Source organism: Clostridium sp. (genome assembly GCF_047718555.1).
Lineage (GTDB): Bacteria > Bacillota > Clostridia > Clostridiales > Clostridiaceae > Clostridium_I.
The window spans coordinates 1-14348 of sequence record NZ_JBDNRK010000025.1 but is presented as its reverse complement, the minus strand read 5'-3'; the positions used below and the strand labels follow the sequence as shown (position 1 = coordinate 14348).

At 32.5% G+C, this 14348-nt stretch carries 9 protein-coding genes; all 9 read left to right on the top strand.

Features of this window, described 5'->3' with window-relative positions; translation table 11 throughout:
- The first annotated feature begins 194 nt into the window (after positions 1-194).
- The 9 genes from addB to ABF633_RS11435 all read left to right on the top strand — a co-directional run bounded on the left by addB (position 195) and on the right by ABF633_RS11435 (position 14189).
- The gene (gene addB / locus ABF633_RS11475) at positions 195-3659 is read left to right on the top strand and encodes a helicase-exonuclease AddAB subunit AddB (protein ID WP_415523865.1); all 3465 of its coding nucleotides are present in this window, start codon (positions 195-197) and stop codon (positions 3657-3659) included.
- Positions 3649-7641, top strand: coding sequence for a helicase-exonuclease AddAB subunit AddA (addA, locus tag ABF633_RS11470; protein ID WP_415523863.1), 3993 nt, complete (start codon positions 3649-3651; stop codon positions 7639-7641). Before addB ends, addA begins: the two co-directional genes overlap by 11 nt.
- Positions 7642-7749: 108 nt before the next feature.
- The gene (locus ABF633_RS11465; protein WP_415523861.1) at positions 7750-8928 is read left to right on the top strand and encodes an alanyl-tRNA editing protein; all 1179 of its coding nucleotides are present in this window, start codon (positions 7750-7752) and stop codon (positions 8926-8928) included.
- A 252-nt stretch (positions 8929-9180) separates the two neighbouring features.
- Positions 9181-9423 carry a hypothetical protein gene (locus ABF633_RS11460; protein WP_415523859.1) on the top strand — a complete coding sequence of 81 codons (243 nt, stop codon included), beginning with the start codon at positions 9181-9183 and terminating at the stop codon, positions 9421-9423.
- A 223-nt stretch (positions 9424-9646) separates the two neighbouring features.
- Positions 9647-10945, top strand: coding sequence for an IS30 family transposase (locus ABF633_RS11455; RefSeq protein WP_415523857.1), 1299 nt, complete (start codon positions 9647-9649; stop codon positions 10943-10945).
- Positions 10946-11542: 597 nt separating this feature from the next.
- On the top strand, positions 11543-12259 hold the full coding sequence (locus tag ABF633_RS11450) for an MBL fold metallo-hydrolase (protein ID WP_415523855.1): 717 nt from the start codon (positions 11543-11545) through the stop codon (positions 12257-12259).
- Positions 12260-12276: 17 nt separating this feature from the next.
- Positions 12277-12849 (top strand): TetR/AcrR family transcriptional regulator, encoded by a 573-nt coding sequence (locus ABF633_RS11445; protein ID WP_415523853.1) that lies wholly within the window; start codon positions 12277-12279, stop codon positions 12847-12849.
- Positions 12850-13035: 186 nt separating this feature from the next.
- Positions 13036-13350 carry a YrdB family protein gene (locus ABF633_RS11440; RefSeq protein ID WP_415523851.1) on the top strand — a complete coding sequence of 105 codons (315 nt, stop codon included), beginning with the start codon at positions 13036-13038 and terminating at the stop codon, positions 13348-13350.
- Positions 13351-13460: 110 nt separating this feature from the next.
- Positions 13461-14189 (top strand): MBL fold metallo-hydrolase, encoded by a 729-nt coding sequence (locus ABF633_RS11435; protein WP_415523849.1) that lies wholly within the window; start codon positions 13461-13463, stop codon positions 14187-14189.
- The last annotated feature ends 159 nt before the right edge of the window (positions 14190-14348 follow it).

Genomic DNA, 14348 nt, shown 5'->3' with positions numbered 1-14348 from the left:
TGGTTTTTTATTATACTAAAATGAGAATAATAAAAATAATGTGATAAAATATAATTATGCTTTTTTTAATTAGTAATATAAGAAGATTGTCAAATAACTTGAAAGTTTCTGTTCATTAAACAGTGAAAGATTTCACTTGTTAATGTGCAAAAATTATCATTATATATTTAAATTTAAAAGGAGTCTGTGAATTTATGAGTTTAAGATTTATATATGGAAGAGCAGGAAGTGGTAAAAGTAATTTCTGCATAGAGGATATAAAGAAAAAAGTAGAAGAAGATGTAGAATATCCACTTATATATCTAGTGCCAGAGCAGTTTTCTTTTCAATCAGAAAAGAATATTTTAAATGCCATTGGAGAAAAATCAAATTTAAAGGTTAGAGTTATCAGCTTTAAAAGAATGGCTTTTAGGGTAATGAATGAAGTTGGTGGAATTACTCATAAGCACATGGATTCCGCTGGTAAATGTATGCTTATTTCTCATATAGTAGATAAAATATTGGAGGAGTTAACTGTATTTAGAGGAGCCGCGGCTCAGCAGGGATTCATAAATACCATATCGGATTCCATAAGTGAATTTAAAAGATATTCAGTTACTCCAGAATTACTTTTAAAAACTGCTGAGGATATGGATAAAAATATAAATCTTAAAGATAAACTTTTGGATTTAAGTAAAATATATGGAGAATTTGAGACTTTACTACATAAAAATTATATAGATGCTGATGATGACTTAACTTTGCTTGCAGAAAAATTAGAAGAATCAAAAATTTTTAATAATGCTGAAATATGGATTGATGAGTTCTCCAGCTTCACCCCTCAGCAGTATAAAATAATTGAAAAGCTTTTAAGAAAGACAAAGAGAATAAACGTAGCATTAACCAGTGATTATGCAGATGGTAAAAATTATGGTACGGATATTTTTGAATTCACTAAGGGAACGGAAGATAAATTTTTAGAGATAGCAAGGAATAACAATGTTAAATTAGATAAACCCAGAGTACTTACCGAAAAGCCCTTTTATAGATTTAAGGACAGTGATGAAATGGCATTTTTAGAAAAAAATCTATTTGCTTTTCCATATGAAAAATTTAAAAGCAAAACTTCAGATATAAAGCTTTTTAGAGCACAGAATACATATTCAGAAATAGAGGGTGCAGCCAGAGACATTATAAGAATGTGCAGAGATGAAGGCTATAGATATAAGGATATAGCTGTTATAACAAGAAATCTGGAAAATTATGAAACTATAATAGCTTCAATTTTTGAAGAACATGAGATACCTTATTTTATAGATGAAAAGAGAAATATTGAAGGAAATCTGATAGTTGTACTTATAACCTCTGTAATAGAAATTCTCACTAAAAACTGGTCCTATGAGGCTGTATTCAGATATTTAAAAACCACACTGACAAATGTGACAATTGAAGAAGTAGATATTCTTGAAAATTATGTTCTGGCCGCTGGAATAAAGGGAAAGAAAAAATGGCTGGAGGAAGAAGTTTGGAATTATAGGCCGGATTCACTATTTGGAAGAGATGAAATATCTATTCAGGAAGAGGAATTTTTAAATAAAGTCAACTCTATAAGAAGTATTGTTATAGAGCCTATAAAAAAGCTTTATAAAAACACTAGAGGAAAGAGAAATGGAGAAGAAATTTGCAGAACTGTATTTGAATTTTTAACGGAAATAGGGGCTCCGGAAAAAGTGGAAACATTAATTGAAGAGTTTAAGGAAAATAAAAGACAGACTCTTGCCAATGAATACAGTCAAATATGGAATATAATAATAGACTTATTAGATCAAACCGTTGAAGTAATGGGAGCTACACCTCTTACTCTTGAAGAATTTGTTAAAATTATGTCCATTGGCTTTAGGGAGCATAAAATGGGATTAATTCCTCCTGCGGTGGATCAAGTTCTGGTTGGCAGCGTAGAGAGGCTAAAAAGTCATGATATTTGTATTCTCTATTTAGTTGGAGTGAATGATGGAGTATTTCCATCGGTGAATAATGAAGAGGGAATACTAAGCGATAGGGAGAGAGAAATATTAAAGGAGAGAGGAGTAGAACTGGCAAAAAATACAAGATTAGCTGCCTTTGAAGAGCAGTTTTTAGTATATACTACTCTAACAATTCCAGGAAAATATCTCAGTATAAGCTATCCTATGGCAGATTATGAAGGCAAAAGCTTAAGACCTTCCATAATAGTTTCCAGATTAAAAAGCATATATCCAAATATAACAGAGGAAAGTGATTTGATTTTTGAAGAAAAGGACGAAGATAGACTAAAACTTATAGATGCAAAGCTTCCAGCATTTAATCAGCTCATTTATGTGCTTAGAAAGAGGTTAGACGAAAATGATGATGCTATGCTTTGGAGAGATGTCTATAAGTGGTTTAGCGGCTATGAATACTGGAGAGAAAAGTGTAGAAGAGCCTTCAGTGGAGCTGCTTATACAAATCAGACACAGATGATAAATAGTGAAAAGGCTAAAAAACTCTATGGAGATAATATGCATATCAATGTATCCAGAATGGAGAAATATGCCCAGTGTCCTTTTGCTTACTATGTACAATATGGATTAAATGCCAAAGAGAGAAAGGTATTTAAGCTCAGCTATCCTGATATAGGAACCTTTATGCATAAGATAATAGATGAATTTAGTGAAAAGGTAAAAGAAGAACAGCTTTCCTGGGATGAGCTTGATAAAAATTGGTGTGAAGAAAATATAAGCAGTATAGTGGAGAAGAATGTTAAAAAGAGCAATAGCTTTATTTTAAATAGTTCTCCAAGGTATGAATATCTTACAGAAAGGCTTAAAAGAGTGCTTACTAAAACAGCTCTTGTAATAACGAATCATATAAAGAGAAGTGGATTTAAACCTGTAGGTTATGAAATAGATTTTAGTGAACAGGGGAGTTATCCTCCAATAATTGTACAATTACCTTCTGGTGAAAAGATAAAGCTAATAGGACGAATAGATAGAATTGATATGTTGGTTAAAGAAGGGGAAACCTATATAAGAATAATAGATTATAAGTCAGGTAATAAGCTTTTCAGACTTTCTGATGTGTATTATGGACTACAAGTGCAGCTTTTACTCTATCTTGATGCTATACTTACAGAAGAGGGAAAAGATCTCGATAAAAAGCCTATTCCAGGGGCTATATTGTATTTTAAAATAGATGATCCTCTGGTAAAAAGCAATAGAGACTTAAGTGATGATGAACTTAAAAAGGAAATAATGAAAAGATTTAAAATGAAGGGCTTATTAATAGATGATCCGGAAATAATTAAAGAGATGGATAGAGAAATGGAAGGTAATTCACTGATTATTCCTGCAAGAATAAATAAAGATGGTTCCTTAGGAAAATCTCAGGCAGCTTCAAGGCATCAATTTGAACTTTTGAGAAGTCATGTAAAGAATGTAATAGCTAAAAATTGTGAAAGCATGTTAAGAGGAGATATAAGTATTAAACCTTGTAAAAATAAGGACTCTGTACCTTGCGATTTTTGTATGTATTCCTCCATATGTGCCTTTGATCCATCTATAGAGGATAACGGTTATAGATACATATACGATAAAAGTGATGAGGAAGTTTGGAGCCTGATTAGTAAGGAGCATGATAAGGAAGGTGAAAACAATGGGCAATAACTGGACTGAGGAGCAGCGGGAGGCTATTGAAACCAGGGGATGTAATTTGTTAGTAGCGGCAGCAGCAGGTGCGGGAAAAACGGCGGTTCTTGTAGAGAGAATAATAAGAATGATTACAGATAAAGAGAAAGCCGTGGATATAGATAGATTATTAGTTGTTACATTTACTAATGCGGCAGCTGCAGAAATGAGGGAGAGAATTGGCAGTGCCATATCAAGGGAGCTTTTTAAGGACCCCGAATCAAAGCTTTTACAAAGACAACTGGTACTGCTGAATAAGGCAAGAATAACTACAATTCACTCCTTTTGTCTTGATGTAATAAGAAATTATTTTCACATTATAGATTTGGATCCTAAATTCAGAATAGCCGATGAGACAGAGGCTGTGTTATTGAAAAATGAGACTATAGAGGAACTTTTTGATAAAAAATATGAGGAATCTGACAATGAGGAATTTTTAAATCTGGTAGAATGTTATTGCTCTAACAGAGATGATTCAGCTCTTATAGAAATGGTGCTTTCTCTTTATAATTTTGCAAAAAGTAGTCCCTGGCCAAAGCAATGGCTTCAGAATATGAGTGAAGCTTTCAATATAGGGGAAGACTTTGACTTTGGCAGTTCAATTTGGGCGAAGTCAATTTTATCTAATGTAATAATTGAGCTTACAGGTATTAATAAAGTAATAGAAAAAGCTTTGACAATTATTAATAATGAGGATACTCTGGAACCTTATTCTAAGTCTTATGAAGAAGATCTGGCAATGATAAATGATTTAGTCATAGAGAGTAAAAGTTCATGGAACAGCTTTATAGAGTGCTTAAGCTCTGTAAAATTTCCAGCATTAAAGAGATGTGGTAAAGACGTAGATAGAGATAAAAAAGATCAAGTACAAAAAATAAGAGATAAATATAAAAAGCAAATAAAAGATATGCAGGAAGAGATATTAAGTTCTAATGGAGATACTATGGATGATCATATTAGGGAACTATATCCGATTATGAAATGCCTTGGAGAACTGGTTATAGAATTTGATAGAGAATACATTAAGAAAAAGCGAAGCAGAGGTATAATAGATTTTAATGATTTTGAACATCTTACATTGCAGATCCTTACAGATAAAAATGAAAATGAAGAAATAATCCCTTCAAAAGCAGCGCTGGAGCTTAGGGAAAAATATGAAGAGATTCTAATAGATGAGTATCAGGACAGTAATTTGGTACAGGAGGTTATATTAAATTCTATATCAAGGAATGACAGTGAAAATCCAAATCTATTTATGGTAGGAGATGTAAAGCAAAGTATATACAGATTTAGGCAGGCAAAGCCTGAGCTTTTTCTTGATAAATATATCAATTATTCCAGTGAAGCGGGGGCAAAAAATAGAAAAATATTATTATTTAAAAATTTCAGAAGCAGGAAAGTAGTAGTGGATGGAGCTAACTATATCTTTAAAGCTATAATGTCTAAAAATATAGGAGAACTCAATTATGATGAAAGGGAAGAATTAAAGGCAGGAGCAGAGTTTAGTGAGGTGAATGAGGATGAATTTACTGGACTTGGAGTGAATGAACTTCATATAATTGAAAAAAGCAAAGTTCAAGACAGCAATAATTCAGAACCTGATACCCTAGATGATGAGGAAGAAGAAAATATTGATAATATAAGACTTGAAGCTAGAATGGTAGCTTCGAGAATAAAAGAATTAATAGATAAAAAAGATAAGCCCTATGCTGTTTTTGATAAAAATATTGATAACTATAGAAGTATTCAGTATAAGGACATAGTAATACTGCTTCGTGCAACAGCAGGTTGGTCTTCTACTTTTACAGAGGAGTTAAAGGCTTTTGACATACCTGTATTTGCAGATACAGGTACCGGATATTTTGAAACTACGGAAATAAAGACAGTAATTGCATTATTGCAAATAATAGATAATCCTCTGCAGGATATAGCAATGCTTTCGGTACTACGTTCTCCTATAGTTTCTTTTACTGATGAAGATCTTATAGATATAAGGTCACTGGATAGAAGTAGCTCCTTTTATGAATTGATGAAGCAGGTAGAACATAGATATTATGAACTATGTACTGAAAATAATGAAAGTATTTATGCTAAAAATGACGAAGGCAGCCTAGAGAGTTTTAAATATCATAGGGAAAAGTCAAATAGAAATACTGAGGAATTTAAGTATGGTGATGAGGACATATATGCAGAATATGATGATAGTACTAAATATGTTAACGTAGAATACATAAAAGTAGATGAAGAAAATAGTATAAGCAAAAACCTAGCAAGAAAATGTTATGATTTTGTAAGGTCGCTTAAAGAATTTAGAACTCTGGCACTGCATATGCCAATAGATGAGTTTATATGGTATTTATACACTGAAACAGGCTATTATAGTTATGCTGGAGCTATGCCAGGAGGAGTTCAAAGACAGGCAAATTTAAGAATACTGTTTCAAAGGGCAAAAGCCTATGAAAATACAAGCTACAAGGGGCTATTTAATTTTATAAACTTCATAAACAAATTGAAAATAAGCAGCAAAGACATGGGAAGTGCTAAAATATTAGGTGAGAATGAAAATGTAGTGCGAATAATGAGTATTCATAAAAGTAAGGGATTGGAATTCCCTGTAGTTATTTTAGCAGCTTGCGGTAAGAATTTTAACTTGAGAGATATGACAAAAACTGTATTATTTCATCATGACCTTGGTATAGGACCGGATTATGTTAATTTTAAGAGGCGAATATCATATCCAACTATATTTAAAAATGCCATTAAGAAAAAAGTAAAGCTGGAAAGTCTTTCTGAGGAAATGAGAATACTCTATGTAGCATTAACGAGAGCTAAGGAAAAACTTATAATAACAGGTGCTGTAAGGGATGTTGAAGCTGCAAGTAAAAACTGGTCAGAGGATATAGATAGCAATGAAGAAAAGATATCAGAGAATGTAATACTTAGGGGAATGAGTTACCTGGATTGGATATGCCCTGCTGTTATTAAGCATGAAGCTGGAGAAGCTTTAAGGGAAAAAGCTGATATATCTATAGAAGATAATTTCAAACTTAGTCATGAGTCTCAATGGAAAATAAAGCTTTGGACTAGAAATGAGATTGTAAAGGAGAATATAGTATTATCTGAAAAGGAAGCTTTCAATGAAGAATATATTAGTAATGAAGTTAAGCCTGAACATGAAAATAAAAAACTCAGTAAAATAGAAGTACTTAAAAGTATTCTCTCTGAAATAGAAAATAAAGTGCCAAGAACACCTTATTATGAAGAAATAGACAGAAGACTCAGTTGGAAATATAAATATGATCTGGCTAAAGGGTTACCTTCCAGTGTGTCCGTTACTGAATTAAAAAGACAACAAAGCTCTGAGGATGAATATTCCAGAAATATATTTCCGCCAGTATTAAAGAAAAGACCAGCATTTCTGGAAGAAAGAAAAGGGCTTACACCTGCAGAAAAGGGAACTGCCATGCATGCAGTAATGCAGAGACTTGATTTTAGTTTACCTTTAACAGAGGAAAGTATAAAATCACAAATAGAAAAGATGATTTTTAAGGAGCTTATAACTGAAAAGCAAGCTGAAGCTGTAGATATAAAGAAGATAGAAAGATTTTTTCAAGGTGAACTTGGTAAAAGAATGCTTTCATCATTACATATAGAAAGAGAAATCCCTTTTGTAATCAGACTTAAGGCTTGTGATGTCTATGTAGAATTGTGTGAAGAAGATTATAAAGATGAAAGTATGATGCTTCAGGGCGCTATAGATTGCTATTTTGAAGAAAAAGATGGTCTTGTTCTTGTGGATTATAAAACAGATTATGTAACAGATAAAAATGTGGAAACTGTAGTAGATAAGTATAGAAATCAGTTAAAATATTATTCTCAGGCACTTACCAAGATTACAGGGAAGAAAGTGAAGGAACAGTATTTGTATTTGTTCTATGATGGAAGAGTTATAAAAATTTGATATTGCAATTTACCACAGGGGTGCAATTTTTTCCGATTTTAATTTTCAACTTGCGTGTTCTTAAACTACGAATTTAAGCTTAAACAAAAAGGAAAGGAAGTAATGAATATGATTAATGGTACAGAAAAACTTTTTTATAAGGATCCATATCTTTGCGAAGCAGAATGTGAGGTAGAAGATGTAATAGAGAAGGATGGCAAATATGAAGTGGTACTAAGTAGTACTCCATTTTACCCCGAAGGTGGTGGTCAGCCTTCTGACATAGGTTATATGGATAACATAAAGGTTGAATATGTATATGAAAAGGAAGATATTATATATCATGTCATGCCTGAAAAACCATCAAATAAAATAGTACATTGTCAGGCCGATTTTGATAGAAGAGTGGATCACAATCAGCAGCATTCAGGAGAGCATCTCATGTCTGCAGCTTTCTTTAAATTATATCATGCTGCCAATGCAGGTTTTCACCTTGGAGAGGACTACGTAACTATGGACATTAAAATTAAAGATATGACAGAGGATATGATAAAGGAAGCAGAAAGAGAAGCAAATTATTATGTTTTCAGAAATGAACAAGTAAAAACTTATTTTTTAACCAAGGCAGATGCAGAAAAATTGCCTTTAAGAAAAGCAATTACGGCTGAAGGGACAATAAGAATGGTACAGATGGGAGAAAATCTGGATTATAGTGCCTGCTGCGGTACTCAGGTTAGAAGAACAGGAGAAGTAAGAATCATTAAGGTTGTAAAATGGGAAAAAAATAAAGGGATGACCAGAATATATATAAAATGCGGTTTAAGAGCTTTTAAAGATTATGTCACTAAAAATGATTACGTTACAGAAATTGCCAGAGGATTTTCAGTGGAGGATGCTGAGATTGTAAACAAGGTAAAAAGTCAGACAGAAGAAATAGGTAATTTAAAAAAGAAAATTTCAAATTTATATAATTCAATAGCGGAAAATGAGGCTCAGGTATTAATATCAAAGACTGACTCAAAGATTATAGCCGCTGAATATAAAGAAGAAGGTTTTGATTTTCTAGACAAGCTTTATGAACATTTAAAAAATGAAGAATATATTCTTATTTTAAGTTCCTTAAAGGATAATAAATTTTTATTTGCACATAATGGTTCCTTTGATGTGGAGTGCGGAAAATTATTTAAGGAGAAGTTAAAAGAGTTCAATGGAAGAGGTGGCGGAAATGCTAAGAGGGCTCAAGCCAATTTTCCTGATTCAAATTCCATGAGAAGCTTTACTGAATATTTGAGAGAAAATGTTATATAATATTAATAAATATTTTTCACTCTATTCCATTTATATTAATGTGTTAAACATCTTCTACATATAGATAATTGGATGATTATGTAAATTGAATTAAAACATTTATTGAAAACCATAGGATTTAGGTAAGACGTCTGTCTTATCTAAATCCTTTTTCAAGTTATATATAATATGAATAATTTTGGAAAAAAAGATATAAGAAGAAGGATTCTAATAGATAATGTAGAATAATTTATTAAAAAGGGGGAGAGTTTAATGGAAAACAATGAAAAAATATTAAATAATCTGCTTCAAAGAGTTGAATTAACAGAGGGTGCCATGGAGGAACTTGTGATAGTATTGCAGACTTTAAATAAGATATTCACTGAAAAGGGTATATATGATATAGATAAATTTCATGCTCTTATGGAGGAAGTTGCAAAAGATGAAAAGACTAATTTTACGTATAGGGATAATATAAATAAAGTTAAAGAAAGTTTTAAGGAAAGTGAAAAATAGCGATTTAAAATAATTTTAATGTGAACTAAAAAAGTAATTCCTCAATTGTAAATCGAATTGCAACCCTTCAACTCTATTTGAGTTATAAAATTTTTGATTAAATATATATGCCCAGGAGGTTGCATCCTGGCTTACAAAAGATTGGTGATGAGCCAGTCTTTTTTGTTGCGTTATTTTTATCAGACATTTATCCTTAAAACGTTGGTGGCAGAATGGAGGATATATGTCTAAATTTTTTACTTATGAAGAAAGACTTGAGTTACAGAAGCATCTGAAAGAAAGTCTTTCATTTAAAGAAATCAGTCGCAGATTAGATAAGAATCCAACTACGATTTCCAGAGAAGTACGTAAAAACAGCTCTGAAGTTGCTACAGGTTATCCTGGTTTCCCTTATAATACTTGCAAGAACCGTTTTAACTGTAGAAAGAAAAATATCTGTGTCAATGACTGCTCTAGAAAATCGGCGGCCTACTGTAAGCTGTGTGCTCAGTGCAATGGCAGATGCGATGATTTCATAGAAGAAATCTGTACTTCCAGATTTCGTGTCCCATATGTGTGTAATGGTTGTGAAAGCCTTGGTAAATGCACATTACTCAAAAATATTTATGATGCGGAACATGCCCATATCAAAGCTTCAGAAGTAATATCTGAAGCAAGAAGCGGTTTATGTGTTTCTGAAGATGAAATAGCAAGACTAAACGCTATTATTTCTCCACTGGTTCAAAACGGTCAATCAGTTCATCAAATATACGTTACGCATGAAGATGAACTTATGTGTAGTGAGAAAACTATTTACAACTACATAGACGCCTGCCTGTTTGATGTACGCAACATTGATCTTCCTCGCAAAGTTAAATTCCGTGAACGTTATAAAAAGCCGGAATTCAAGGTAGATAAAGGCTGTCGTATTGGACGTAATTACGAAGACTTCAATGTTTTTCTGAATAAGAATCCAGATATATCGGTGGTACAGATGGATTCTGTGATTGGAACCAAAGGTGGAAAATGTATTCTTACTATTCACTTTGTGGAAAGTAGCTTAATGCTGGCATTCCTGCGTGATGCAAATACCTCGCAATCCGTGATTGATATATTCAACATGCTTGAAAAAGATCTTGGTGAGGAACTTTTTCGAAAACTGTTTTCTATTATCCTCACAGATAACGGCAGCGAGTTTTCCAACCCAAAAGCAATCGAGTACCGTCATGAGCCACGGTTTGGTTTAAGAACCCATGTGTTTTACTGTGATGCGGGAAGTCCGTTTCAAAAAGGAGCGATTGAGGTAAACCATGAACTGATACGTAGAGTTCTTCCTAAAGGAACTAGTTTTAATAGCCTAACGCAAGAAGATATCAGTATGATGATGAACCATATCAACTCATACAAAAGAAAAAAGCTGAACAACCGTAGCCCATACGAAACGTTCAGCTTTTACCACGGAGAAGAAGTTTTAACAAAACTTAGATGTGCACCGGTTGCAGCCAGTGACATCATGTTAAAGCCAGTTCTTCTCAAAAAATAAAACGATAAAACTGCGCCGCCAGCAATTCATACAAAACCTAAACAGGGGTGGATTCTCCGATTACAAAAAAATTGAGGGGGAATCGACCTCCCTTTGGCTTGCAGTTTTCTATTATGATACAGCAGAAAAGTAGGAAAATCAAACTGCATTTTGGTTACAAAAACTGCATTTCATTTACAAAACTGGCTTTTCGAGTGCAAAAACTGCATTTCGTTTACAAATATTCAGTTGTTGATTACAAACATTGCATTTGGTTTTACAAAGTTGCATCTTGTTTTGCTATTGAGTCTAAAAAAGTAATTTAAGTATAGATAAACACTGATTAGGGCTTTAAAAGTAAGTCTTGATCGGTGTTTTTGAATAAAGTCGTTGATATATTACAATATAAACTTTCAGATGACACAGTATAAAAAATAAATTCTATAGTATTATAAGATAGTTTTTTTCAATAAGGATAAATGGATTTAGAAATTAATATAAAAATTTGTATTGAAAAAGCTAATACTATTAGTTATAATAAAACTAAGGATATTAGTATAAAAACTAATTAGATTAGTTTTTATTATATTTATTAAAAAAAGGTGAGGAGATGATATCATGCGAATTATTCATGAAAAAACAGTTTATCAATTGACATTTTTACCACATTTGTTTCCTGTTAATTGTTATTTTGTGGAGGAAGAAGATGGATTAACTTTGATTGATGCTGCATTACCTTATAGCTGGAAGAAAATAATAGAGGCTGCGGATAGTATCGGGAAAAAAATTACAAAGATTATTTTGACTCATGCACACGATGATCATGTAGGCTCTTTAGATGCACTGAAAAAAGCAATCCCGGATATTCCTATATATATTTCAAAGCGCGATGCTAAGTTGATGACTGGAGATTGCACATTAGAATTGAATGAACCGAATTTGCCGATACGTGGAGCAGTACCAAAAAAACTTAAGACACGAGCAAATATTTTACTCAAAGAGGGGGATAAAATTGGTTCACTGATTGCTATATCAGCACAAGGACATACTCCTGGGTCCATGGCGTTTTTAGATACGCGCAATAATTCCTTAATAGCTGGAGATGCATTTCAAACAAGAGGAGGTATAGCTGTAGCAGGACAACTTCGACTATGGTTTCCGTTTCCTGCAATGGCAACATGGAATAAGCAAGCAGCACTAGAGAGTGCACGAAAACTCAGAGGATATTTTCCTTCATTACTTGCTGTTGGTCACGGACCAATGCTAAAACAGCCAGTAACTGCTATGGATGGTGCCATTGCTAGAGCTGAACAAAATTTAGAAAATACAAAATAGTAGAGGAAGATGATAATATGTCTCCAAGAATGGGAGTTGATTTGTCTGCAATTTTGAAAGTTGCAGTAGAAATTGCAGATACAAAGGGCATGGGTGAAGTAACATTGGCTTTAGTAGCCCAAAAACTGCATATTCGCACTCCATCCTTATATAATCATATAAATGGATTGAAAGACTTGCGAAAAAAATTGGCAATTTATGGTATGGAACAATTTTATAACGCTTTGGCACATGCAACCATTGGGTTAGCAGAAGATGATGCAGTTCGTTCACTGGTTGGAGTGTATGTAGCATTTGCTCATACTCATCCGGGATTGTATGAAGCAACTCTTCTTGCCCCAGATCCAAGTGATATGGAAGTGCAGCGATCCGGAAGCAAAATTGTAGATATTGTTATCAGAGTGCTGAAAGCTTATGGGTTGGAAGGTGAAGCAGCACTGCATGCTACCCGTGGATTGCGAAGTATCTTACATGGATTTGTTTCATTAGAGCAAAAAGGTGGATTTGGACTTCCATTAGATATTGATGTAAGTCTAAATTTTATAATTGATACTTTTCTTACTGGGATTCATGCGTTGGAATATCAATGAATCTTACTAAGTGGGAGTTTGTATATTCCCACTGAGTTTAGATGAATTATCCAGGGACGTGCCGGTGTTATCTCCACCTTTAGAAGGTGGAGTGTTACAGCGGCTAGTCATCGGATAAATAAGGAAAATTTTTTTAAAGTTGATTTTTTAGGAAGGTGATTTAATATGATAATAAAATCTGCTAATTTGCTTATACGATTTTTATTAGAATTGTTTATGCTCGCAGCATTTGCTTACTGGGGTTTTAAAACAGGAAGAGTAACTGTGGTGAAATTTGGATTAGGCATTGGTATTCCGCTACTAGTAGCTATAGTTTGGGGGAGTTTCCTGTCACCTAAGGCACCTTTATATATATCAGAAGTAATTAAACTTGTATTGGAATTAATTATCTTTGGGCTAGCCGCATTTGCAATGAAGGCGGCTGGACATCCTGCTATAGCTGGAGCACTGGTACTTGCTTTTGTAATCAATCGCATTCTGATGTATCTGTGGAACCAATAATAACAGTAAAGTGACAAAAAGATAAATGAAAATTTAATAACTATTGTAATTCTATGAATGTTAAAATAAAAAAACCATATTAATTTATCTGAAATTATAGTGGAGGAAATATGGAAAATGAAAAAATAAGTAAAAATTGCAATGTATTTATTTATAATGAACTAAAAGATTATACTACTAATGTGTTCTTAATCGAAAAGAAGTCAAAGATATTTTTAATTGATACCTTTTGTGGTTCCAATAGTATGGAACCTATAAAAAGAATGCTGAAAGATAAATACAATGATAAAGAAACTATTATTGTAAATACACATTTTCATTGGGATCATGTATGGGGAAATTCTAGTTTTAAGAAAAATACAATAATTAGTCATGAACTCTGTAGAGATTTATTGAATAAGCAATGGGATGAACAATTAAATAAAAATAAAAAATATATATTTGGAAATGTTGAAAAATTATTACCTAATCTCACTTTCAAGGAGAGTATTAATTTCCATAAAGAAGGAATAGAAATATTTTATAGTCCAGGGCATACTGTGGATAGCATTTCAATATTTGACCATGATGAAAAAATATTGTATGTTGGCGATAATTTGGAAAAGCCAATTATATATGTAGAACATAAGGATATTGACACGTATATACAAACTCTTAATACATATTTAGGTTATAAATTTACAAAGATTATGGCTGGTCATACATTAAATTTAACTGAGAAAGATATCTATGAGACAATAAAATATTTAAATGATCTAAAAAACGGAAATAAATTTGAATTTGAGTCGAAATACATGAGGAAAGTCCACCAACAAAATTATAGATTTATTCATGAATAGTATAATTATTCAAAAACAAATATAAATTTAAGCCATATTATAAAGTAATTGGTATAATTTTCACTAAATCAATTCATAATATATAAGGTGCCATTATATGTATCTATTATCAATGAATCTTACTCAGTGGGAGTTTGTATTCCCACTGAGTTTAGATGA